The organism is Bradyrhizobium sp. IC4059 (genome assembly GCF_020193615.1).
Taxonomy (GTDB): Bacteria; Pseudomonadota; Alphaproteobacteria; order Rhizobiales; family Xanthobacteraceae; genus Bradyrhizobium; species Bradyrhizobium yuanmingense.
Genome location: NZ_JADYVH010000001.1, coordinates 1,196,321 through 1,219,869 on the forward strand (window position 1 = coordinate 1,196,321; position 23,549 = coordinate 1,219,869).

At 66.7% G+C, this 23,549-nt stretch carries 21 protein-coding genes and 2 riboswitches; of the genes, 18 read left to right on the forward strand and 3 right to left on the reverse strand.

Going from position 1 to position 23,549, the window contains the following annotated elements; translation table 11 throughout:
* Positions 1-732, forward strand: coding sequence for a precorrin-2 C(20)-methyltransferase (locus I6F12_RS05505; protein ID WP_225155669.1), 732 nt, complete (start codon positions 1-3; stop codon positions 730-732).
* Entirely contained in the window at positions 729-1,463 is a 735-nt protein-coding gene (gene cobJ / locus I6F12_RS05510) for a precorrin-3B C(17)-methyltransferase (protein WP_225155670.1), read from the forward strand. The genes I6F12_RS05505 and cobJ overlap by 4 nt, the downstream gene beginning before the upstream one ends.
* Here cobJ and I6F12_RS05515 read toward each other — a convergent pair.
* Positions 1,439-2,185, reverse strand: coding sequence for a cobalt-precorrin-6A reductase (locus tag I6F12_RS05515; protein ID WP_225155671.1), 747 nt, complete (start codon positions 2,183-2,185; stop codon positions 1,439-1,441). The genes cobJ and I6F12_RS05515 overlap by 25 nt on opposite strands.
* Between I6F12_RS05515 and cbiE the strand changes: the two genes are divergently transcribed.
* The 8 genes from cbiE to cobT all read left to right on the forward strand — a co-directional run bounded on the left by cbiE (position 2,184) and on the right by cobT (position 9,379).
* Positions 2,184-3,365 (forward strand): precorrin-6y C5,15-methyltransferase (decarboxylating) subunit CbiE, encoded by a 1,182-nt coding sequence (cbiE, locus tag I6F12_RS05520; RefSeq protein ID WP_225155672.1) that lies wholly within the window; start codon positions 2,184-2,186, stop codon positions 3,363-3,365. The genes I6F12_RS05515 and cbiE overlap by 2 nt on opposite strands.
* The gene (locus tag I6F12_RS05525; RefSeq protein ID WP_225155673.1) at positions 3,362-3,730 is read left to right on the forward strand and encodes a cobalamin biosynthesis protein; all 369 of its coding nucleotides are present in this window, start codon (positions 3,362-3,364) and stop codon (positions 3,728-3,730) included. The genes cbiE and I6F12_RS05525 overlap by 4 nt, the downstream gene beginning before the upstream one ends.
* Positions 3,727-4,509 (forward strand): precorrin-4 C(11)-methyltransferase, encoded by a 783-nt coding sequence (gene cobM / locus I6F12_RS05530; RefSeq protein WP_225155674.1) that lies wholly within the window; start codon positions 3,727-3,729, stop codon positions 4,507-4,509. The genes I6F12_RS05525 and cobM overlap by 4 nt, the downstream gene beginning before the upstream one ends.
* Positions 4,509-5,819: a cobyrinate a,c-diamide synthase gene (locus I6F12_RS05535; protein WP_225155675.1), complete on the forward strand. Its 1,311-nt coding sequence runs from the start codon at positions 4,509-4,511 to the stop codon at positions 5,817-5,819. The genes cobM and I6F12_RS05535 overlap by 1 nt, the downstream gene beginning before the upstream one ends.
* Positions 5,816-6,547, forward strand: coding sequence for a uroporphyrinogen-III C-methyltransferase (gene cobA / locus I6F12_RS05540; protein ID WP_036005341.1), 732 nt, complete (start codon positions 5,816-5,818; stop codon positions 6,545-6,547). Before I6F12_RS05535 ends, cobA begins: the two co-directional genes overlap by 4 nt.
* A gap of 45 nt (positions 6,548-6,592) precedes the next feature.
* Positions 6,593-6,812, forward strand: a riboswitch (cobalamin riboswitch).
* Between the two features lie 36 nt (positions 6,813-6,848).
* Entirely contained in the window at positions 6,849-7,526 is a 678-nt protein-coding gene (locus I6F12_RS05545; protein ID WP_225111828.1) for an energy-coupling factor ABC transporter permease, read from the forward strand.
* Positions 7,527-7,571: 45 nt separating this feature from the next.
* Entirely contained in the window at positions 7,572-8,321 is a 750-nt protein-coding gene (cobF, locus tag I6F12_RS05550) for a precorrin-6A synthase (deacetylating) (RefSeq protein ID WP_225155676.1), read from the forward strand.
* Between the two features lie 5 nt (positions 8,322-8,326).
* The gene (gene cobT / locus I6F12_RS05555) at positions 8,327-9,379 is read left to right on the forward strand and encodes a nicotinate-nucleotide--dimethylbenzimidazole phosphoribosyltransferase (protein ID WP_225155677.1); all 1,053 of its coding nucleotides are present in this window, start codon (positions 8,327-8,329) and stop codon (positions 9,377-9,379) included.
* 6 nt (positions 9,380-9,385) lie between these two features.
* On the opposite strand, the gene I6F12_RS05560 is transcribed toward cobT, so the two are convergent.
* Positions 9,386-9,958, reverse strand: coding sequence for a histidine phosphatase family protein (locus I6F12_RS05560; protein WP_057030095.1), 573 nt, complete (start codon positions 9,956-9,958; stop codon positions 9,386-9,388).
* A 72-nt stretch (positions 9,959-10,030) separates the two neighbouring features.
* Positions 10,031-10,233, forward strand: a riboswitch (cobalamin riboswitch).
* A gap of 113 nt (positions 10,234-10,346) precedes the next feature.
* Between I6F12_RS05560 and I6F12_RS05565 the strand changes: the two genes are divergently transcribed.
* From I6F12_RS05565 to I6F12_RS05600, 8 genes are all read left to right on the forward strand, one after another.
* Positions 10,347-12,701, forward strand: a complete 2,355-nt coding sequence (locus I6F12_RS05565) for a TonB-dependent receptor (protein ID WP_225155678.1) — start codon at positions 10,347-10,349, stop codon at positions 12,699-12,701.
* Between the two features lie 12 nt (positions 12,702-12,713).
* Complete coding sequence (locus tag I6F12_RS05570) at positions 12,714-14,150, forward strand: PepSY domain-containing protein (RefSeq protein WP_225155679.1); 1,437 nt, start codon at positions 12,714-12,716, stop codon at positions 14,148-14,150.
* A gap of 463 nt (positions 14,151-14,613) precedes the next feature.
* Positions 14,614-16,623: a hydantoinase/oxoprolinase family protein gene (locus I6F12_RS05575; protein WP_225155680.1), complete on the forward strand. Its 2,010-nt coding sequence runs from the start codon at positions 14,614-14,616 to the stop codon at positions 16,621-16,623.
* On the forward strand, positions 16,620-18,200 hold the full coding sequence (locus I6F12_RS05580; protein ID WP_225155681.1) for a hydantoinase B/oxoprolinase family protein: 1,581 nt from the start codon (positions 16,620-16,622) through the stop codon (positions 18,198-18,200). Before I6F12_RS05575 ends, I6F12_RS05580 begins: the two co-directional genes overlap by 4 nt.
* A 10-nt stretch (positions 18,201-18,210) precedes the next feature.
* Complete coding sequence (locus tag I6F12_RS05585; protein ID WP_225155682.1) at positions 18,211-19,506, forward strand: aminotransferase class III-fold pyridoxal phosphate-dependent enzyme; 1,296 nt, start codon at positions 18,211-18,213, stop codon at positions 19,504-19,506.
* On the forward strand, positions 19,503-21,176 hold the full coding sequence (locus I6F12_RS05590) for a long-chain-fatty-acid--CoA ligase (protein ID WP_225155683.1): 1,674 nt from the start codon (positions 19,503-19,505) through the stop codon (positions 21,174-21,176). The genes I6F12_RS05585 and I6F12_RS05590 overlap by 4 nt, the downstream gene beginning before the upstream one ends.
* Positions 21,177-21,279: 103 nt before the next feature.
* Positions 21,280-22,212 (forward strand): N-carbamoyl-D-amino-acid hydrolase, encoded by a 933-nt coding sequence (locus tag I6F12_RS05595; protein ID WP_225155684.1) that lies wholly within the window; start codon positions 21,280-21,282, stop codon positions 22,210-22,212.
* A 5-nt stretch (positions 22,213-22,217) separates the two neighbouring features.
* Positions 22,218-22,877 carry a flavin reductase family protein gene (locus I6F12_RS05600; RefSeq protein ID WP_225155685.1) on the forward strand — a complete coding sequence of 220 codons (660 nt, stop codon included), beginning with the start codon at positions 22,218-22,220 and terminating at the stop codon, positions 22,875-22,877.
* Here I6F12_RS05600 and I6F12_RS05605 read toward each other — a convergent pair.
* Positions 22,874-23,536, reverse strand: a complete 663-nt coding sequence (locus tag I6F12_RS05605) for an aspartate/glutamate racemase family protein (protein ID WP_036023560.1) — start codon at positions 23,534-23,536, stop codon at positions 22,874-22,876. The two genes, I6F12_RS05600 and I6F12_RS05605, sit on opposite strands and share 4 nt — an antisense overlap.
* Positions 23,537-23,549: the final 13 nt, after the last annotated feature.

Here is a 23,549-nt window from a genome sequence, read left to right on the forward strand (position 1 = left end):
ATGGGACGCATCATCTGCTGCGGTCTCGGCCCCGGTGATCCTGATCTGATGAGCGTGCGTGCCGATCGTACGGTGCGGGGCGCTAGTCACGTCGCCTATTTTCGCAAGAAGGGCAGGCCCGGTCAGGCGCGCCGCATCGTCGAGGGCATGCTCGCGAGCGGCGTTACCGAATATCCAATGGAATATCCGGTTACGACCGAGATTGCTTTCGACAGCGCGGAATACGTCCAGCTGCTCGCCGGCTTCTACGACGAATGGGCCGAGCGCCTGGCGCGGCTTTCGCGCGCCGTCGACGTCGTCGTGCTCTGCGAGGGCGATCCTTACTTTTACGGATCGTTCATGCATCTGCACACGCGCCTGCAGGGCCGCGTCGAGATCGAGGTGATCGCCGGCATTCCCGGCATGGTCGGCTGCTGGAACGGCGTCGGCCGGCCGATCGCGCTCGGCGACGACGTGACGACGGTGCTGATGGGCACGCTGCCCGAGGCCGAGCTCGAACGCCGCATGCGCGATTCCGATGCACTGGTCGTCATGAAGACCGGCCGCAATCTCGCAAAAGTGCGCCGCGCGCTCAGCTCCGCCGGGCGGCTCGCCGATGCCTGGCTGGTTGAGCGTGGCACCATGCCAGGCGAGCGCGTGGTGCGGCTCGCCGAGATCGATGCGGCCGACTGTCCCTATTTCGCGATCGTGCTCGTGCACGGCAAGGGCCGGCATCTGGATGCCGCCGAATGACAGGCACACTGACCATCGCGGGCCTCGGGCCGGGCAGCGACGCGCTGGTGACGCCGGAAGTTTCCGCCGCGCTTGCGACGGCGACCGACATTCTGGGCTATGCGCCCTATGTCGCGCGCGTGCCGCCGCGGCCTGGGCTCACTCTGCATCCATCCGACAATCGCGAAGAGCTGCAACGCGCGAGCGAAGCCCTGCGGCTTGCCGCCGAAGGCGGTCAGGTCGTCGTCGTCTCTTCCGGCGATCCCGGCGTGTTCGCGATGGCATCCGCCGTGTTCGAGACGCTCGAGCAGGCGCCGGAATTTCGTGAACTTTCGATCCGTGTGCTGCCCGGCGTCACCGCGATGCTGGCGGCCGCCGCGCGTGCCGGCGCGCCGCTCGGCCATGATTTCTGTGCGATCAACCTCTCCGACAATCTCAAGCCGTGGGCGGTGATCGAGAAGCGCCTGCGCCTCGCGGCGGAAGCCGATTTTGCCATCGCGATGTACAACCCGCGCTCGGCCAGCCGCCCGGAAGGATTCGGCCGTGCGCTGGCGCTGCTTCGCGAGGCCAGCTGCGGCGAGCGTCTCATGATCTTCGCGCGCGCGATCAGCGCGGCTGATGAAAAGATCGAGATCGTGACGCTGAACCAGGCGACGCCCGAGATGGCCGACATGCGCACGCTTGTCATCGTCGGCAATTCGCAGACGCGCCGCATCGGCCGCTGGGTCTATGCGCCGAGGCGCGCAGAATGACCGAGCCATTGCATCACGTCAGTGACACTCTCGACCCTTTGGCGCTCGGGCAGCTCTGGTCGCGAGATCATGATTACGGGAAGGCCGAGCATGCGCGCCGCGTCGATCTTGGCGCGCGCGCCGTCGCCGCCGGAATTGCGGGCGACGATCCAGGCGATGCCGCGCGTGTGCATCATCGCCAGCTCACTATGAAGCGTGAACGGTCCGCGCGACACGATCACATCGGCCGCGAAGGGCAGGGGCGCGTCGAGCGGGTCGACGAAGCGCAGCGTGTAGGCGTGCTGCGGCTTCGTCGCGAATGGCGCAATGTGCTGGCGGCCGATGGCGAGGAACACGTTTGTCGGCACCTCGGGCAGGGCCGCAACGGCGGCGTTGACGTCGGCGACCTCGATCCAGTTGTCGCCGGACACCCTGGTCCAGGGCGCGCGCTCCAGCGCGATCAGCGGCGCATTGGTGTCCGCGCAGGCCTCGACCGCATGACGGCTCATTTCGGCAGCGAACGGATGCGTCGCGTCGATGACATGCGTGATGCCTTCGCGGCGGATGTAGTCGGCCAGCCCGCTCACGCCGCCAAACCCGCCGATGCGCGTCGGCAGCGGCTGATCGGCGGGCGCGCGGGTGCGGCCGCCATAGGAATAGACGGCATCGATGCCGGCGCGCGCGATCTCCGCGGCGAGCAGGCTCGCATCGGCCGTTCCGCCCAGAATGAGGGCGCGAATCATGTCTGATCCCTGGCTGACCATCATCGGTATCGGCGAAGATGGCCTTGCCGGGCTGTCGGAGGCAAGCCGAAAGGCGCTTGCCAAGGCCGAAACCGTGTTCGGCGGCGAGCGCCATCTTGCGCTTGCCGAAATTGGCAGCCGCGGTCGTCCATGGCCGGTGCCGTTCGATGCGGATGTCGTGCTGAGCTGCCGCGGCAGGCCGACGGTGGTGCTCGCCTCCGGCGATCCGTTCTGGCATGGCGCTGGCGCAAGCCTCGCCGAGAAGCTCGATAGCGGCGAATGGATCGCGCATCCCGCACCTTCGACCTTCTCGCTTGCGGCCGCGCGGCTGGGCTGGCGACTCGAATCCACCGTCTGCCTCGGGCTTCACGCCGCACCGTTCGAGCGTCTCGGTCCGCATCTGGCGCGAGGGGCGCGCATCATCTGTCTCGTGCGCGATGGGAAAGCGGCTGGCGATCTGGCTAGGTGGTTGAGCGAGCGCGGGTGGGGCGCCTCGGCCTTCTGGATGCTCGCCGCCCTCGGTGGCCCGCGCGAAAGCGTCACAGAATATCGCGCCGATAGTCTTGCCGGTGATCTCGCCGGAAACCTGGTCACCGTCGCCGTCGAGGCGAAGGGCGGACAGGGGATGCCCCGCAGTTCGGGATTATCGGACGACCTCTTCATGCATGACGGCCAGATCACCAAGCGGCCGGTACGTGCGCTCGCGCTCTCGGCGTTGGCGCCGCGGCCCGGCGAACGGTTGTGGGATATCGGCGCAGGTTCAGGCTCGATCTCCGTGGAGTGGGCGCTGTGTGGTGGGACGGCGAGTGCAGTCGAAGCGCGCGAGGATCGCGCCGCGAACATCCGCAAGAATGCGGCCGCCTTCGGTTTGGCACATCGGATCACAGTCGTCACGGGCAGGGCACCGGAAGCTCTTGCCGGGTTGGAAGCGGCGGATGCCGTCTTCATTGGCGGTGGTCTCGACGAAGTGTTATTTGATGCGATCTGGCCGCGGTTCTCGCCGGGTGCGCGGCTCGTGGCGCATGCTGTGACGCTGGAGACGGAAGCTCTGCTCGGCGAGCTGCATCGGCGTCACGGCGGCGAACTGATGCGGGCCGAAATTTCGCATGCCGCCCCGCTCGGCCGCTATCGGTCGTGGGAGGCAGCACGCCCCGTGGTGCAGTGGAGTGTGGTGCGATGAAGGTCGCCGGACTCGGCTTCAAGCGCGATGTGACGCTGGCTTCGCTGCGTGAAGCGCTGCTCGCTGCGGGCGGTGCGGAAGGGCTTGCGGCGATGGCAACCGTCAGCGACAGGGCCGACATCGAGGCGCTGAAGCAGCTCGCACGTGAATGCGGCGTGCCGATCAGGGCCGTTCCGGCCGCGACACTGGCCGGCATCGACACGCCCACGCAATCGAAGCTCGTCGCGGAGAAATTTGGCACCGGATCTGTAGCCGAGGCTGCGGCGCTCGCGGTCGCCGGTCCGCGCGCGCGGTTGATTGCAACACGGGTCGTCTCGCAGGATCGCAGTGCGACCGCGGCGATCGCCGAAGGAGACGGCACATGACGGTGCATTTCATCGGCGCAGGGCCGGGCGCACCCGATCTGCTGACGTTGCGCGGCCGCGATCTGATCGCGGCCAGTCCGGTTTGTCTCTATGCCGGCTCGCTGGTGCCGGAGGGCGTGCTGGCGCATTGCCCACCCGGCGCACGTATCGTCAACACCGCGCCAATGTCGCTCGACCAGATCATCGCCGAGATCGCAGCCGCGCATGCGGCAGGCCTGGATGTCGCGCGGCTGCATTCCGGCGATCTCTCAATCTGGTCGGCGATGGGCGAGCAGCTCCGCCGTTTGCGTGCGCTCGGGATTTCCTACTCGGTGACACCCGGCGTTCCCTCGTTCTCGGCTGCCGCGGCCGCGCTCGAGGCCGAGCTGACGCTGCCCGGTCTTGCTCAGACGGTCGTGCTGACGCGCACGCCGGGGCGCGCCAGCGCGATGCCCGAGGGCGAGAAGCTCGCCGCGTTCGCTGCGACCGGCGCGGTGCTCGCGATCCACCTGTCGATCCATCTGCTCGACCAGGTCGTCGCCGAGCTGACGCCGCATTACGGCGCGGATTGCCCGGTCGCGATCGTCTGGCGCGCGAGCTGGCCGGAGCAGCGCATCGTGCGTGCGACGCTCGCAACGCTCGATGCGTTCGTGGGTGGCGAGATGGAGCGCACGGCGCTGATCCTGGTCGGCAAGACGCTTGGCGCTGCCGATTTTGACGAGAGCCGCCTCTATGCCGCCGACTACGACCGCCGCTACCGGCCGGTCGGTGCCGAGCCGCGCTTTCCGGAGGCGTCGTGATGCCGGCGAGCCTTGTCATCTCCGCGCCGGCCTCCGGCGTCGGCAAGACGACGCTGACGCTGGCGCTCGCCCGCGCCTGGCGCAAGCGCGGCTTGAACGTGCAGTGCTTCAAGAGCGGCCCCGACTATATCGATCCCGCCTTCCACGCCGCGGCCACGGAACGCGCCTCGGTCAACGTCGACAGCTGGGCGATGGATCGCAGCACCATCGCGCATCTCGTCAGCCGTGGCGGCGATGCAGATGTCGTGCTCGCCGAGGGATCGATGGGCCTGTTCGACGGTGTCGCTGCGCGCGGTGTCTCCGGCACGGGAGCGACCGCTGATATCGCGGAGATGCTGGGTTGGCCGGTGGTTTTGGTGATCGATCCCTCCGGCCAGGCGCAGACTGCGGCAGCGATCGCCGCCGGCCTTCGCGATTACCGCGCCGGCGTGCGCCTTGCGGGCGTCGTGCTCAATCGCGTCGCCAGCCCCCGCCACGAGGATCTGGTGCGGCGCGCGCTGAACGAGGCCGGCATCAAAGTGTTCGGCGCGCTGCCGCGCCATGCCGAGATCAGCCTGCCGAAGCGGCATCTCGGTCTCGTGCAGGCCGAGGAGCAGGCCGAGATCGGCAAGCTGATCGACGAGGCCGCGCGCTTTGTCGCCGAGCACGTCGATCTCGATGCGGTGCTCCACTCGGCAGGCCAATGGTCGCCGCAAGCTGCGGCGAACGGCTTGAACGTGAGGCCGCCCGGCCAGCGCATCGCGCTGGCGCGCGATGCGGCGTTCTCGTTCGTCTATCCGCATATGCTGGAAGCCTGGCGCGCCGCGGGCGCCGAGATCGCGCCGTTCTCGCCGCTGGCCGACGAAGCGCCCGACGCGAGCGCCGACGTGTGCTGGCTGCCGGGCGGCTATCCTGAGCTGCATGCGGGAAAGATCGCGGCCAATGCGCGCTTTCGCAGCGGCTTGCGCGCTTTCGCCGAGACGCGGCCGGTGCATGGCGAATGCGGAGGCTATATGGTGCTGGGCACAGGCCTCACCGACGCCGACGGTATCAGCCATGAGATGGCGGGGCTGCTTGGCCTCGAGACCAGCTTTGCCAAGCGCCGCATGCATCTCGGCTATCGTCTTGCTGAACTGGCTGCGCCGATGCCGGGGCATCAGCCTGGCGCGCGCCTGCGCGGCCACGAGTTCCACTATTCGACCATCCTCGCCCAACCCGATACGCCGCTTGCGGTCGTGCACGACGCCACCGGCGCGGTCATTGCCGAAACCGGCTCGCGCCGTGGCCATGCCACCGGCACGTTCTTCCATCTGATCGCGGAGGACCGGTGAGCGGTTTTGTCTCTTTCGTTTCCGCCGGTCCGGGCGATCCCGAGCTCCTCACGGTGAAGGGCGCCACGCGGCTGCGCGAGGCCGACGTCGTGCTTTATGACGATCTTGCCTCCGGCGCGATCCTCGATCTCGCCCGGCCCGGCGCCAATCTCGTCGCGGTGGGAAAGCGGGCCGGGCGTCCTTCGACCAAGCAGCACCACGTCAACCGTCTCCTGGTCGACTATGCCGCAACCGGTGCGCGCGTGGTGCGGCTCAAGTCCGGCGATGCCGGCATTTTCGGCCGGCTGGAGGAGGAGATCGAGACGCTGCGCGAGGCCGGCATCGGCTACGAGATCGTTCCCGGCGTCACCTCCGCCTGTGTCGCCGCCGCCCAGGCCGGCATTCCCCTGACCCGCCGGTATACCTCCCGCCGGGTGCAGTTCATCACCGGCGCTGACGTCACGGGCGAGCTGCCGCCCAATCTGAATTGGGCGGCACTGGCCGACCCCGAGGCCACGACCGTGGTCTATATGGGCCGGCGCACCTTTCCGGCGCTTGCCGCAAAATTGATCGCGCACGGCCTCGCTCCCAGCACTCCGGCGCTGTTCGCCGAATCTCTCGGGCGTCCCGACGAACGGCTGGTCCGCACCACGATTGCCGAGCTCGCCGAGCAGCTTGGGCGCGGCGGCGCCGCTTCCACTGCGGCCGTCATCCTGTTCGGCGCGCTGGCGGGAGAATATCCGGCATGACGGCTCCGGCAGCGGTTCGCCCCTTGACGCCCGCGATACGAAAGGGGCACACAAGAGCGGCATGGTGCTCGACGCGGCGCAAAGCGCCGGAGCATAATCGGGAATGGGGATGGGCGGACCCAGTTGCGGCGCCCAAAACCCCAGCCGCCCCCGCGACTGTAAGCGGTGAGGGCCTCCGAACCGCCACTGGACCGCAAGGTCCGGGAAGGCCGGAGAACCCAGTGAACCGCGAGCCAGGAGACCGGCCGTGCACGTATTGAGGCCAAGGCCGTCGGGTGTGACGGCGGAAAGGAATTGAGCCATGCATATCGAACCCGGGATCGTGACGGGCGCCAAGCTCGTGTTGAGTTACGCAACCGGCATCGCGGCAGGCGGCGTTGCCTTGAAGCTCGCGGTCGAAACCGTGCGCGAGCAGGGCGCCGGCTCGTTCGCGGCGCGGACACTGGCCACCACCGCTCTCGTCTTCGTCTTCTTCGAGATCCTGCCGCACTTTCCGGTTGGGGTATCAGAGGTGCACTTCATCCTCGGCTCGACCTTGTTCCTGCTCTTTGGTGCTGCGCCCGCCGCCTTCGGCCTTGCATTTGGCCTGCTGCTTCAGGGCATGCTGCTGGAGCCAGTCGATCTGCCGCAATACGGCATGAACGTCACCACGCTGCTGGTGCCGCTGTTCGCGATCCAGGCGATCGCCACGCGGATCATCCCTCGCAACACCGCCTATGTCGATTTGAAATACGGTCAGGCGCTGGCGCTTTCGACGACCTACCAGGCCGGCGTGATCGCATGGGTGGCGTTCTGGGCGCTCTATGGCTCCGGCTTTGCGATGAGCAATCTCGCCAGCGTCGGGACGTTCGCTGCCGCTTATGCGCTGGTGATCGTGATCGAACCGCTCGCCGATCTCGCGGTGCTGGCGCTGGCGAAGTCACTGCGCGGCGTCACCGCGCCCGGCCTCGTCACCCCGCGCCTGCACAACGCGGCGTAAGAGATCAGCGATGGGCCGCCGGTGTGGCCGCCCATCGCGCTCGCGATGCTAACGCTCTCCCTGATCGGCATCGGTTGCGGCGATTCTGCGCAGCTCACGCGCGCCGCCGTTGACGCCATCAACGCCGCCGATCTCATCCTGATCCCGCGCAAGGGAACGGCGAAATCCGATCTCGCAGATCTCAGGCGAACGATCTGCGCCGGTGTGCTCACCAACAAAACGACGCGCATCGCCGAATTCGATCTTCCCGTGCGCGATGCGACCGAGGCGGACTACCGCAAGGGCGTCGACGATTGGCACGATGCGGTGGCCGCGATTTGGTCGCAGACGATCGCTGGGCATCTCGAAGATGAGGGCAAGGTCGCGCTGCTGATCTGGGGCGATCCTTCGCTCTATGATTCTTCGCTGCGCATTGCGCGGCGGCTCGATCCATTGCCGACAATCGAGGTCGTGCCGGGGATCACCTCGATCCAGGCGCTGTGCGCGGCGCATGCGCTGCCGCTCAACGACATCGGCGAGCCGTTCCTGGTCACGACAGGGCGGCGCTTGCGCGAAGGCGGCTGGCCGCAGGGCGTCGACACCGTCGTCGTGATGCTCGATGGCGGCACGGCGTTCCAATCGCTGGATCCAGAAGGCCTGCAGATCTGGTGGGGTGCCTATCTCGGCATGCCCGATCAGATCATCATGTCCGGCGCGCTGGCTGAACTGGGCGCGCGCATTGCCGCCGTGCGGCAGGACGCACGCGAGCGGCACGGCTGGATCATGGACAGCTACATCATCAAACGCAGGCGTTGAGCAGCATGCTTCCCGAATGGGTTACCCAGAACTGCCCAGAGGTCTCCGCTGTTCATCGTGAGGCGGCCATTGCGCGGCAGGCGCAACTGACGAAGCCGACCGGTGCGCTCGGCCGGCTCGAGCAGCTCGCAATCGAGCTTGCGGGCTTGCAGGCCACCGAGCAGCCGCGCGCCGCGCGGGTGCCGATCATCATCTTCGCCGGCGACCACGGCATCGTCGCGCAGGGCGTGTCGGCCTATCCGCAAGCCGTCACCATCGCGATGATGGCGAATTTTGCCGCCGGTGGCGCCGCGATCTCGGTGCTGGCGCGCGAGCTGGGTTCGAGCCTCGAGGTGGTCGACGCCGGCACGCTGGCCGAGGCGCAGATCGCGGGAATCGTCACCGATAAGCCGCGCTGCGGCACGCGCGATTTCAGCGTCGAGGCTGCGCTCACGCCCGCGGAGCTGGCGTTCGCCTTCGAGGCCGGCCAGCGCGCGGTCGCGCGCGCGGCGAACGACCAGCCCGATCTCCTGATCTTCGGCGAGATGGGCATCGGCAACACCACGGCATCGGCGGCGATCGCCGCGAGCCTGCTCGGCGTGAGCGCCGAGGAGATCGCGGGCAGCGGCACCGGCGTCGATGCAGCCGGCCGCGCGCACAAGGCGCGTGTGATCGACGCGGCGATCGCGCAACACGGCATCGCGGGCGCTTCGCCGGAAAAGATCCTGTGCGCGGTCGGCGGTCTCGAGATCGCTGCGATCTCGGGCGCGATCATTGCGGCCGCGCAGCGCCGCATCCCCGTGCTGATCGACGGCTTCATCGTGTCGGTGGCGGCCTTGGCGGCAACGCGCCTCAATCCCTCCTGCCAGCCGTTCCTGCTGCCCTCGCATCAATCGGCAGAGCAGGGACATCGGCTGGTGCTGCGCGCGCTGAACGTGCAGCCGCTGATCAGCCTCGATCTCAGGCTCGGCGAGGGATCGGGCGCCGCCATCGCGCTGCCGCTGGTGCGCCTCGCATGCAGCCTCCACAACGGCATGGCGACGTTCGCGCAGGCCAATGTGCCGGATCGGTCTTCTTGACGCGGCTCAAGCCACGCTCTGGTTGACCGACACGACGCGCCAGCCGCTCGCGAGGCGGTCGATCCGGGTCAGCGACAGCGGATCGATCACGAAACGCAGCGCGGCTTCCGGTGTGAGATCGAGCGCGATGCAGAGCGCTGCGCGGATGGTGCCGGAATGCACGATCAGCGCTGCGGAGCCTGCGCCAATCTGCGACAGGCCTTGCCGAACGCGCGCGACCTGATCCGCAAAGCTCTCGCCGTTCGGCGGCCGTCCGCGCGCGGGATCGCGCCAGAATTGCGCATAAGCCTCGCCACCGGTCGCGGCGAGCTCGTCGTGGCGGTGGCCGGTCCAGTCGCCGAAATCCTGCTCGCGGAATTCGCTCACCAGCTCCGGCTCGAGCCCCAGCGCACGCGCCGTCTCGACCGTGCGGCGCGACGGACTGGCATAGCCGGCGGCATCCGGCGGCAAGCGCGTCCGCAGAGCCGCCAACGCCGTGTGATCGCCGAGATCGGCCGCCGCATCGGCGGCATGGATCGTCCCCGCGATGCCGCGGACGGGCGCATGCCGTATCAGCCAAAGGAAGGTCTCGCCTTCCATGCTCATCTCCAAGGAAGTTGGCCAATGTGGCCACAACGCCGCAACTGGCACATTGACTCTGTCTTGATGGTAATCCTAGATGCTCGCGACGGTTTTCCCGAGAGGGAATGAAAAGGGAATGCGGTGCGGGGTCTTGCCCCCAATGCCGTGGCTGCCCCCGCAACTGTGAGCGGATAATCCTTCGTCACAAGCCACTGGGTCCTCGGTCCCGGGAAGGCGACGAAGCGGTGATCGACCCGCGAGCCAGGAGACCTGCCGTCAGCCGTGGTCACACGCGAAGATGTCGGTCGGGGAGTACAGACATTCGGCTTCATCGGACGGCCGCAAGGCCAGAGATGGGACCTCGTTCGCTGTGACGTGCCACTGACGTCATACCGAGGTTTTTGCCGTGTCTTCCATCCGTATCGCACCACCGGGTAGCGTCCTGCTGGCTTCCGCCGCGTTCACGACCTTTGCCGTTCTTGATCTGCCTGCCGCTCTGGCGCAGCAGGTCCGAGAGTCCCTGCCACCGGTCGAGGTGTCGCCCGCCCAAGCGCGCAGGCCGGCCGAACCGGCAGGAGCAGCGCAAGGCCCGCGTCGCGCGGCAGCGCGCAGACCGGCGGCTGCACCCGCAGCGCCAAAGCCCGTCGTGCCGGCTGCGACGGCGCAAACGCCCCTCAACACCAATGCAGTTGCCGAAAGCGCCTCGCGACTCGGGCTGACCGTGCGGCAAACGCCCGCAACGGTGGAGGTGATCTCCGCCGAAACCATGCGCGAGCAGGGCTATCGCACCGTGTCCGAGGTGGCGCAGGGCGCCGTCGGCGTCACCTCCGGCGACAACCCGGCCGAACCTTCGGCCTTCTCCATGCGCGGCTTCACCAACAGCCAGATCAACACGCTCTACAACGGCATCAAGATCGGTCCGCAGAACATGACCTCGCGGATCGTGGATACCGCCAATCTGGAGGCTGTGGAATTCCTCAAGGGCCCGGCCTCGCTGATTTCGGGCGAGGGCGCCGCGGGCGGTGCGATCAACTTCGTCACCAAGCAGCCGCACACCGGAGCTGTCAGCAACGAAGCCGATTTCTCCTGGGACTCGCTGAACTCGTTCCGTGCCCATTACGGCTCCGGCGGCAGCACCAATGTGCAAGGCCTGGACTATCGCTTCGACATCAGCCGTTCCGCCCTCAATGGCTTTGCCGATGACACCAACGTCAAGACGTTCGGCACGTCCGGCCAGCTCAACTACCGTGTTTCCGACAGCCTCAGGATCTGGGGTGCGGTCGAATATCGTGAAGACCGCTCGAAGGCCTATTGGGGCGCGCCGCTGGTGCCGGTCGCCTTCAGCGGCTCGCACGCGACGACGGGGATCGTCTCCGGCAATTACGTCTCGAATTACAACGGAACGAATCTCGGTGCCGTCACCATCGACGACCGCACCTTCAACACCAATTACAACGTTCTCGACAACCGCAACGTGGCGCAGGAAGTGTGGCTGCGTGGCGGCTTCGAGCTGAAGCTCGCGCCTGACCTCACGTTGAAAAGTCAGGCCTATGGCTATGGCGCGGAACGAACCTGGTTCAACAACGAGATCGAGGCGTTCAATTCCACCACGAACCTGGTCGATCGCGAGCGTTTCTATGTCGCCCACAGCCAGCGGCTGGTCGGCAACATCACAGACCTGATCTGGGATACAAATATTGCGGGCTTCGACAATCGGCTCGTGACGACGCTGTCGTCGAGCTATCTCGATTTCGTCAGGCCCGGTGCGGCAAACTTTCCCGGCGATTCCGTTTCGCTGGTCGACCCCAACCGCGGTTTCTACGGCTTGCTCACGACACAGCAGCAGACCGCGCGCATCGACAACGAGGCGCTGTCATTCGAGGACAGGCTCAAGCTGACGCGCAGCTTCGCGCTGATCGGCGGTCTTCGTGTCGAGCACATCGGGCTCGACCGCAATTCGACCGACAAGAACGGGATCGTGAAGACGGGCTTTCCATTCAGGAAAGACTGGGCGCCGGTGACGGGCCGCATCGGCTACACCTGGGAGGCCGTTCCCGGCCTCACCTTCTTCAGCCAATACGCCACCGGCGCCGACGTCGCAGCCAACAACATCTTCCTGCTCTCGCCCACCCAGCCGCTCGATCTGACCACCGCGCGCACCTATGAGACCGGTGTCAAGCACCTGTTCTGGGACAATCGGGCGGAGTGGTCGTTCTCGGCCTATGACATCCTGCGCAAGAACGTCTATGCGGCCGCCGGCGGCATGCAACTCAACATCGCCGGACGTCAGGAGTCGAAAGGCGTCGAGCTTGCCGCCTCGATACGCCCGATCGAGCCGCTGCGGCTGTGGGGCAACATCGCCTATGTCGATGCGCGCTATGCCGACTACAATTTTGCCGGCGGCTCGTTCTCCGGCAACACGCCGCCAAACGTGCCGCGTATCGTCGCCAATGCCGGCGCGTCGTATCGCTTCTTCACACCATGGCCGGTGGAGCTTGGCATCACCGGCCGTCATGTCGGCGACCGCTACAACACCGACGCCAACGTCGTGACGATGAAGGCTTACACCGTGGCCGACGTCTACGCCTTCGTCGACATCCCCAAGACGGCGTTCAATGCGGTCGACCAGGCCCGCCTGACCTTCCGCGTCCGCAACATCACTGATAAGCGCTATGCGATCTGGGGCGATCCGTTCTATCCGGACCAGATCCTCCTGGGCGCGCCGCGCACCTACGAGATCTCGGCCGCGTTCAAATGGTGAGGCCCTGAGCGCATGATGGGCGCGATCGTCCTCACGCATCGCTGGCTCGGCATCGCGTTCTGCCTGCTGTTCGCGATGTGGTTCGCGAGCGGGATCGTCATGCACTTCGTCCCGTTTCCGTCGCTGACGGAAGCGGAGCGATTTGCCGGACTTGTGCCGGTCGATCGCGACGGGACGAGGATCTCGGTCGCGGACGCCGTTGCGGCGAGCGGGATTGCCGATGCCACGCGTGTTCGGCTGATCCAGCGGAGCGATGGACCGGTCTACGTCGTCTCGGGCTCCACAGGTTCGCGAGCGGTTCGCGCCTCCGATGGAGGAGACGCGTCGGTGACATCAGCCGATGTCGCGCTCACCATCGTGCAAGCTTATTCACGTCAGCGCGAGCTCGACGCGCCGCGCGCCGCGATCGTCGCGCAGTCGGACTACGATCAGTGGAGCGTGCCGAACGGTTTTGATCGGCATCGCCCCTTGTCTCGCGCCGCTCTCGGCGATGCCCCTGGAACGGAGGTCTACGTTTCGTCGCTGACCGGCGAAGTCGTCCTGGATACGACGCGCAGCGAGCGCGCGTGGAACTGGGCCGGCAGCGTGCTGCACTGGATCTATCCGACAATTCTGCGCAGCAGCTGGGCGCTGTGGGATGGCGTGGTCTGGACGCTGTCGCTGCTGGCCCTAATCGCGGCATTGCTTGGTGCGGTGCTCGGAATCGTGCGTGTGAAGATACGGGGACGCCAGCTCTCGTCGCCCTATCGTGGCTGGCACGCCCTGCATCACATCATCGGTCTCGTCGCGACCGTGTTTGTGCTGACCTGGATCTTCAGCGGCTGGCTGTCGATGGATCACGGCCGCCTGTTCTCGCGCGGGCAACTGACTCCGACAGAGGCCGGCGTGGTCGATGCCGCCCCGGATTGGCGAGACGCGTCGTCGCTCGATCCGCAGCCAATATCGCCGTTGGCCCGCGAGGTCGAATGGTTCGCCTTCAACGGCCATGTCTATCGGCGCGACCGGGTTGGTCTCGGCCGTCAGGCGTTGATCAGGGCAGGGGACGCGCCGCGCGATGGACCGGCGTCATACCTGGATAGGCAGGACATCGGCGACCTGACGGCGCGCCTTGGCACCGGCTGTGCCGCACCGTTCCTGCTCGCCGGCAACGACGGCTATCCGGCGCAATCCGCACTTCCGGGGGCTCCTGTCTACCGGACGACCTGCGGCGATCTCTGGTTCGATGTCGATGCCGCCGATGGCAAGCTGCTGCAAAGGCTGGACCCGTCGCGCCGCGCCTATCGCTGGCTTTACAGTGCGCTGCACACGCTTGATTTCCCGATTCTGCTGGCTCATGCGCGGCTGCGTGACGCTCTCATTGTCGGGCTCTGTACGCTCGGGCTGATGTTCTCCATCACCGGCATCGTCATCGGTTGGCGGCGCTTGCGGGCATGGCTGGCGAGCGCATAGCCAGTCGCGAAATCTCCGTACCCGGCGCGACCCGTTCGGCGCGCCGGGTTATCCACCAGCGGCCGGTGATGTCCTCGCTTACCGACCGTACAATAAAGAGAGGCTGAGCCGACCTGCGTGCATAGCTCTTGGTCAGTGCTATCTCCCGCACCGCCGACCGATCGCCTGCAAATTAGACAAACGGCCTTGTGCGATCCGATTGCAGTGCAACGGGCGCTTCTATTTGCCTCGGAGAATCCAAGGGTGCGCTGCACATTTTGACTTCGCGGCCTTCTGCTCTCTGCGCGAGCAGCGCTGCACGGAAACGTGCAGCCGATGCTGCGCCGCGCAAGGCCGGTGGCTTGCTAGCGCTTTGGTTTGCGACAACTCTGACCCTATCCCGCGGCCATCGCTCTGTCGCACGCTCGCACGTGATGGCATGACAGGGAATGATGATGAACGTCACGCGTAGCTGATTGTGCAGATGAGCGATCCCGGCAATCATTGGGAGGTCGGCACCGATATCGGTGGCACCTTCACCGACATCATCGCGATCCGACGCGATTCCGCGGAAGCGCGGATTGCGAAGGTGCCGTCGCGCCCCGACGCACCGGTGCAAGCGATGCTGGAGGCGATCGAGGCGGTCGGCCTGCGCAAGAGCGAGGTGAAGCGCTTCGTCCACGGCACCACGCGCGTGACCAACGCGATCGTCGAGAACCGGCTGCCGAAGGTGGCGCTGGTCGCGACCGAAGGCTTTGCCGACGTGCTCGAGATCGCTCGCTATCGCCGCCGAGACCTCTACCGGCTCGACATTCCGCCGAAATCACCGCCTTTGGTGCCGCCTGAACGCTGCTTTGGGCTCGCCGAGCGCCTCGATCATGAGGGGCGGGTGCTGAAGGCGCTCGAGGAAGCGGAGGTCGAACGCCTGGTGGCGTGGCTGAAGGGGACCGGCGTGCAGAGCGTCGCAGTCGCGCTCCTTCACGCTTATGCCAATCCGGTGCATGAAAAGATGCTGGGCGAGCGGCTCAAGGATGTGGTCGCTCACGTCTCGCTCTCACACGAGGTCAATCCCGAGGCGCGCGAATATGAGCGAACCTCGGCGACCGTGTTCAACGCGGCCGCGATGCCGATCGCGGTGGAATATCTCAGCGAGCTGGAGCAGCGGCTGCCGATCGGGCCCGGCCTGCAGGTGTTTCACTCCGCCGGCGCCATGGTGCCGATTTCGGCGGTGAAGCAGCGTCCGCTGGTGATGGCGATGTCGGGCCCGGCGGCCGGCGTCTCGGCGTCGGTCAGCATTGCGCGCCAGCTCGGCTGCGCGCGGATGCTGACCTTCGACATGGGCGGCACCACGACGGATGTGTGCCTGATCGTCGACGGCCAGGCCGAGATGACCGACGGCCGCATGCTCGGCGACAAGCCGCTGCGCCAGCCGATGCTCGCGGTGCATTCGATCGGCGCCGGCGGTGGATCGATCGTGCGCAACGGTCCCGGCGGGCTGACGGTCGGGCCGGAGAGCGCCGGCTCCGAGCCGGGCCCGGCCTGCTATGGCCGCGGCGGCACGGAGCCGACCATCACCGATGCCAATGCGGTGCTCGGCTATCTCAATCCTGAGACCAAGCTTGGCGACCGCATCGGCATCGACATCGCGGCCGCAAAGCGCGTCATCGCGCCGATTGCCCGCGCGCTCGGGCTGAGCCTGACGGAGACGGCGCTCGGCATCATCAAGGTCGCGAACGCGACCATGGCCCGCGCGCTCCGCCGCGTCACGGTCGAGCGCGGGATCGACGGGCGCGATTGCACGCTGCTGGCCTTCGGCGGCGGCGGCCCGATGCATGCCGCGGGCCTTGCCGATCTCTACGGCATTGCGGAGGTGGTCGTGCCCAGTGCCTCGAGCGCATTCTCGGCGCTGGGCTGCCTCACCGCCGATTTCAGCTTCCTGCAGCAGCAGACCCTTCGCGCCGCCCTTGACGGCATCGATCTCGCGCGCGTCTCGGAACGGATCGAGGCCCTGATTGCCGATGCCTCGGCGCCGCTTCTCGCCAACAATGTTGCGAAGGCCGAGATCCAGGTCGAGCCGGTGGCCTTGATGCGCTACGCGGCGCAGAACGACGCCATTCCGGTATCCTTCACGCTGCCGCTCGACGTCGCCAGGCTGAAGCAGGACTTCCTGACGCGGCATCATGAGCTGTTCGGCTATGCGACCGGCGAGCCCTGCGTCATCGAATCGGTGCGGGTGCAGGCGCGTCGCCCGTCGACGACAATTGTCAGCCGGCCGGCGACTGCGGCGAGGGCAGTGTCTATGAGCACGCGCACCTGCTCGTTCGACGGCTTCCACGATATCGCAACCGAGATCGTCGACCGCGCCTCGCTCACCGAGACCATCAATGGTCCCGCCATCATCGAAGACGCCTGGTCGACAGTGGTGGTGCCGCCGGGCTGGCAGGCAAAGCCCGATACATCAGGCAATTTGTTCCTGACGCGGAGGGCGGCATGAAGCTCGATCCGTTCGTCGTCGAGGTCATCAGGCACGGGCTCTCCGCCGCGGCCGAGGAGATGAGCCTCGTCATGACGCGCTCGGCGCGCTCGCCGCTCTTGCGCGAGGCCGGCGACCTCTCGTCGGCGATCACCGACGGCCACGGCGGCCTGGTCGGACAGGGCCGCGACATTCCGATTCATCTCGGCGCGATGGCCTACACCATCCCCGAACTCTTGAAGGTGATGCCGCGCGATGGCCTGAACGACGGCGACGTCGTCATCTACAATGTCGGCGCGCTCGGCGGCAATCATCTCAACGACGTCAAGGTCGTGCGTCCCGTCTTCTTCGACGGCGAGATCGTCGCCTTTGCAGTCAGCCTCGCGCATTGGCCAGACATCGGCGGCACCTGGCCTGGCAGCTATTTCGCCAAGGCGGTCGATACGTTCCAGGAGGCGATGCGGATTCCGCCGGTACTGATCGCAACCGCAGCCGGCCTCAACACGCCGATCGTGCAGCTGCTCAAGGCCAATGTCCGCGATGCCGAATCCTGCGAGGGCGACCTTCTTGCCCAGATCGCGGCGACCAAGGCCGGCGAGAAGCGCATCGTCGAGCTCTGCCGCGAGCATGGCAAGGCGGTCTTCATGGCGGCGCAGTCGCGTCTGCACGATCTCTCCGAAATCGAGATGCGGGAAGCGCTGCGCGATCTGCCGGATGGCATCTATGAGGGCGAGGATTATCTCGACGACGGCAGCGCAAACAACGCGCCGGCGCGCATCCATGTGAAGATCACCATTCGCGGGGATGAGGCGACCTTCGATCTCTCCGGAAGCTGCGATCGCGTCTCAAATTTCTGCAACACGACTCCCTTCATGGCGCGCTCGGCTGTCGCCTATGCCGCGCGCATCATGAGTGGGCGCGACATGCAGCAGAATGCCGGCGCGCTGCGGCCGCTGACCATCATCACGCGCCCGGGCTCGATCCTCGAGCCCGGCTGGACCGCCTCCGTTGCCGCCGGCAATCACGAGACCTCCATGCGCATCGTCGATGCGATTTTCCGTGCCATGCAGGACACCATTCCCGAGCGCCTGTCCGCGGGCGGGGCAACCACCGCGGGTGTGCTGTTCTTCGCCGAGCCGCGGCCGAACGGGTCGTGGAAGATGCTCTATGAAGTCCATGGCGGTGGCGAAGGCGCGCGGCACGATCGGGCCGGCACGTCCGCGACCCGCGTGCATCTGTCCAACACCTCGAACACGCCGGTCGAGGTGATCGAGGCGAACTACGCGATCCGGCTCGAGCAGCAGGCCATCCGCCGGAATTCCGGCGGCGCGGGCGCGCATCGCGGCGGTGACGGCTCGGTCCGCACCTACCGCATCCTGGCGCCCTCGATGCACCTGACCGCCTGCGTCGAACGCATGGTGATGGCGCCGTGGGGCATGCAGGGCGGCGAATCGGGCAAGGCCTGCCGCATCTCGCTGGTCCGGCAGGGCGCCAACGTCCCCATCGACGGCAAGTCGAACCTGGTGTTGCAGCAAGGCGATCTCGTCACGATCGAGATGTGCGGTGGCGGTGGCTACGGCGCCGTTCCGGCGGAGTGAGGCAGTGGCGATGAGCAGATTGTTGCGAACCGGGCTGAATGCGGGCGAGGCTGCGCCGATGGCCGTGGTCGGCGGCGAGGGCGTCTACTTTCACCTTGCGGACGGCCGCAAGCTGATCGACGGCAGCAACACCGGCGGCGGCCTCGGCCATCGCCATCCTGCAATGGTGGAGGCGATCCGCCGCGCGGCCGATACGCCCGTCGTCAATGAAGGGTGGACCTGGGTTGGCCGCGAGCAGGCCGCCGACGATCTGATGACCACCGCCTTCAAGGGCGAAGAGGACTGGGTCGGCGCGGTGCGCTTCTGCATCAGTGGTAGCGAGGCCAACGACATGGCGCTGTCGCTCTGCCAGGCGCTGACGCAGCGCTCGGCGCTGGCAACGCGCGAGCGCGCCTATCACGGCATCACTGGGCTGTCGCGCAGCATGACGGTGCAGCCGCAATGGCACGGTGGCCTTGCGGTGCACGCCGGCGGCTCGAAACTACCGGCACCCATGGCGCCGGTGCGGATCCTGCCGGCGCCGGATGGGGCGATCTATGGCGCGCCGGCCAACAACACCCCGCCCACCGAATATCTCGCGGACGCCCCGCGCCTGCTCTCGGATACGGCCGCGACGATCATCGACTACACCCAAGGCGGCATCTATTACGACGGGGCCTATCAGGACGAGGTCGCGCGCTGCGCGCGGCAGGCCGGCTCTTACTGGATCGCGGACGAGGTCGTCACCGGCGCGGGCCGCGCGGGGCGCTGGTTCGTGTTCCAGGGCGCGCAGAGCCGGCCCGATATCGTGACGCTCGGAAAGTCGCTCGGCGGCGGCGCGGCGGCCGTGGCCGCTGTCGTGGTGTCCAAAGACATCGTCGAGCGGCTGAAGGGCACGAGCTGGCAGAACTACGGCACGCTGCGTGGCCATCCGATCAGCATGGCGGCCGTCAGCGCCTATCTGAAGGTCGTCAGTGAGGACAAGATTCTGGACCACGTGCAAAGTCTGGAGAAGCTGTTCACCCGCCGCCTCCTCGCAATCGCGCAAAAGCATCCGAGCGTGCAGCGCGTGGCTGGGCAGGGGCTGCACTGGACGGTGGAGCTGCACGGCCCGGACTGGCGGGCCTGGCACGCCGACACCACCGAGGTGCCGATCGCCTCGCGGGTCGCGGAGCGCGCGCTGGAAGCCGGCGCCGTGATCGGCACCAGCGGCGAGCAGACCTCGCTCTTCCTGGCGCCGCCACTGGTGATTTCCGAGTGGGAGGCTAACCAGCTTCTGGACGCGCTCGACCACGGTCTTGATATCGCCGACGAGGAGCGCGGGTGAATCACACAAAGTCCCTGAGGTCACCGGCCTGGCCGGCGGACGAGCCCTGGCATCTCGCGATGCCGGAGGGGACGCTCTACGACGCGCTGGCGCGCGCTGCAGGTGAACGGCCAACGCATCCGGCGACAATGTTCTACGGGGCGAGCCTGAGCTACGCCGAGCTGCGCGACCGGGTCGATGCCATGGCCGGCTTTCTGCAAGGCGTTTGCGGAGTGAAGCGCGGCGACCGCGTCATGATCGCGCTGCAGAATTCGCCGCAATACGTCATCGCTTACTATGCTACGATGCGGGCGGATGCCGTGATCGTGCCGGTCAATCCCATGAACAAGACCGCCGAGATCGCGTATCTCGCCGCGGATAGCGGCGCCAGGGTTGCGATCATCGGCAGCGAGCTAAGCGATGTGTTTGCACCGCTGGTGGGGAAGGCGATTACGCATGCGATTGTCGCGCAGTACCGCGACGAAGTTCCAGCGACGCCCTACACGCTGCCATCATGCGTGACCGAGGCACCGTTGGAGCCGCCGTCATCGCCGGGCTGGTATTCGTGGTCGCCCGCGATAGTGCAGGGCCTGCAGCCGGGTGCGATGGAGGCGGGGCCGGACGATCTCATGATCCTGCCCTACACGTCCGGCACGACGGGTAAGCCGAAGGCGTGCATGCACACCCATCGCAGCGCGCTGTTCACCGCCGTGTTGCAAGCGCGCTGGTATGGGCTCAATGGCAGCGACGTGATGACCGGCTTCATGCCGCTGTTCCATGTCGCGGGCATGCAGGGCTCAATGAATGCCGCCATCGTCGCCGGCGCCACGCTGCTGCTGATGGCGCGTTGGGACAAGGATCTGCTGCCGGATTTGTTCGAGACCTATGGCGTCACGTTCTGGAACGCTGCGCCGACCATGATCGTGGATGTGCTCGCCAGCGCCAGCTTCCGCGACAAATGTTTTGCGAAGCTCAAGGTGCTGACCGGCGGCGGCGCGGCGATGCCGACCGCCGTCGCGGAACGGCTGAAGGGGCGGTTTGGGCTCGATTTCGTCGAGGGCTACGGCATGACCGAGACGATGTCTCCGACGCACCTCAATCCGATGGCGGCGCCGAAGCGGCAGTGCCTCGGCATCGCCGTGCACGAGACCGACGCCAGGGTGATCGATCCCGAGAGCCTGATCGAGCTCGACGACAATGTCGTCGGCGAGATCATCGTGCACGGGCCGCAGGTGCTGCAGGGTTACTGGAACAGGCCGGAGGCGGATGCCGAAGCCTTCATCGAACGCGACGGCAAGCGGTTCCTGCGCACGGGCGATCTCGGCTATCGCGATGCCGACGGCTATTTCTTCGCCGTCGACCGCCTCAAGCGCATGATCAATGTCAGCGGCTTCAAGGTGTGGCCGGCCGAGGTCGAGGCGGCGATGTACCAGAACCGCGCCATCCGGGAATGCTGCATCGTTTCCGCGCCGGACGGCTATCGCGGTGAGACCGTCAAGGCGCTAGTGGTGCTCGATGACGCCGCGCGCGCGACGACGTCGGAGGGCGACATCGTCGGCTGGGCGCGCAGCGCGATGGCGAGCTACAAGGCGCCGCGCGCCGTCGTCTTCGTCGAGTCCCTGCCGCGCACCGCCAGCAACAAGATCAACTGGCGGCTGTTGCAGGATGCCGAATGGGGGCGGACGGCATGAAAGCTGCTTGGCTGGAATATCGGCACGGAGCCGCGTTATGCTCGGCGCCGCGGAAGATCCTGCAAGCCGACGCTTCCCCCCAGACATCACCAGGAACTCGCTGATGCGCATCGTCAATGTCGCCGCCGCCCAGATGGGCCCGATTCAGAAAGCCGACAGCCGCGAGGCGGTGGTCAAGCGCATGATCGCGCTGATGGACGAAGCCAAGAGCAAGGGTGCCGACCTGATCGTCTATCCCGAGCTGGCGCTGACGACGTTCTTCCCGCGCTGGTACGTCGAGGACCGCGCCGAGTTCGACATCTGGTTCGAGCGCGAAATGCCGAACGCGGCGACCAGGCCGCTGTTCGAGCGCGCGGCGCAGCACGGAATGGCGATGAATTTCGGCTATGCCGAGCTGACGCCCGATGGCCACCACTTCAACACCGCGATCCTGACCGACAAAACCGGCAGGATCGTCGGCAAATACCGCAAGGTGCATCTGCCTGGCCATGTGGAATACGACAGCAAGCGCTCGCATCAGCACCTGGAGAAGCGTTACTTCGAGCCGGGCGATCTCGGCTTCAAGGTCTGGCGCGAACTTGGCGGCATCATCGGCATGGCGATCTGCAACGACCGCCGCTGGCCCGAGACCTATCGCGTCATGGGCCTGCAGGGCGTCGAGATGGTTCTGATCGGCTACAACACGCCGTCCGTGAATGCCGAGAAGAGCGAGGAGGGCATCGAGAAGCGCCTGTTCCACAACCGCCTCTCGGTGCAGGCCGGCGCCTATCAGAACGCGACCTGGGTGGTCGCGGTCGCCAAGGCCGGCGTCGAGGACGGTCATCCCCTGTTCGGCGGCAGCCTGATCGTCGATCCCAATGGCGAGATCGTCGCCGAAGCCAAGAGCGAGGACGACGAGGTGCTGGTCCACGCCTGTGACCTCGATGCCACCTCCTTCGGAAAGACCACCATCTTCGATTTCGCCCGGCATCGCCGCATCGAGCATTACGGTCTGATCACCAGCCAGACCGGCGCGGTGCCGCCGCCGGAGAAGTGACGCCGATGGCCGACAAAGGCATTTCCTTGCGTGAGCTCGATCCGCGCGATCGCTACAAGCTGCTGTGCGGCGTGGTGGTGCCGCGGCCGATCGCGCTGGTGACCACGCTGGATGAGAACGGCACGGTGAATGCCGCCCCCTTCAGCTTCTTCAACGTGTTCTCCGAAAGTCCCGCGCTGATCGTGCTCGGCCTGCAGCACAAGCCGGATCACTCGCCGAAGGACACCACCCGCAACATCCATCGCGACGGCGAGTTCGTGGTGCACATGGTGGACGAGGCGCTGTCGGTCGCGATGAACGACTGCGCGGTCGATTTCCCCTCCGGAGACAGCGAGGTCGCCGCGACGGGCCTGGCGACGCTTCCCTCCGTCGACGTGAAGGCGCCGCGTCTCGCCGCGGCGCCCTTTGCGCTGGAATGCCGGCGCCATGTCGTGATGACCTTCTCGCCCGATCGCGAGCTCCTGGTCGGCGAGGTCTTGCGGGTTCACGCCCGCGAGGGGCTAGTCGACACCGCCAACATGTATGTCGATCTCGACGCTTACCGGCCGATTGGCCGCATGTTCGGCAATCTCTACACCACGCAGCGGGATACGTTTGCCCTTGTCCGCGAGAGCCATGCGCAATGGCTCGCGCGCCAGGACACCAACGAGCTGAAGGACGCCTAGTGAGCCGAGAACTGCACCGTACCCAGCGCCATGCTGACGGCCGCCTGTGTCGGGTCGATGACGGGAATCCGCAGCGCGTCTTCCAGCGCACGGCGGTGGCGGGCCATGCCGGCGCAGCCCATCACGATGGCACGGGCGCCGTCCTCGTCGCGCAGCGCGCGGCCGACCTCGATCATCTTGGCGAGCGTGCCTTCGCCGGAGGCGGTTTCGGCGACGCTCATGTTCAGCGGCCGCTCGCCGGAAAAGCGGTCGGTCAGGCCCATCTGCCTGAGATAGCGCATGTGCCGCGGGATCGAGCGCTGGGCGATCGCGATGACGCCAAAAGTCTCCGCGCGGGAAAGCGCCGTCAGCACGCCGCACTCGGCGATGCCGAACACGGGCCGGTCGGTGCCTTCGCGGCAAACCTGCAGCCCGGGATCGCTGTAGCAGGCGATGACGAAGGCGGCCGAGCTGTTGTCGCTTTCGACCAGCTTTCGCAGCGGGATCGCAACGCTATCGGCGTCCGCCTGGCTTTCAATGCCGAACGGACCCTCGGCCAGCGTCTGGCAGACCACTTCCGGCCCGCCCTCGAAATCGAGCGGCTTCAACGCGTCCTCCAGCCCCTGCGTGACCTTGTGGTTGGAGTTCGGGTTGATGACGAGAATGCGTGGCCGGGACATGATGGACTTCCTG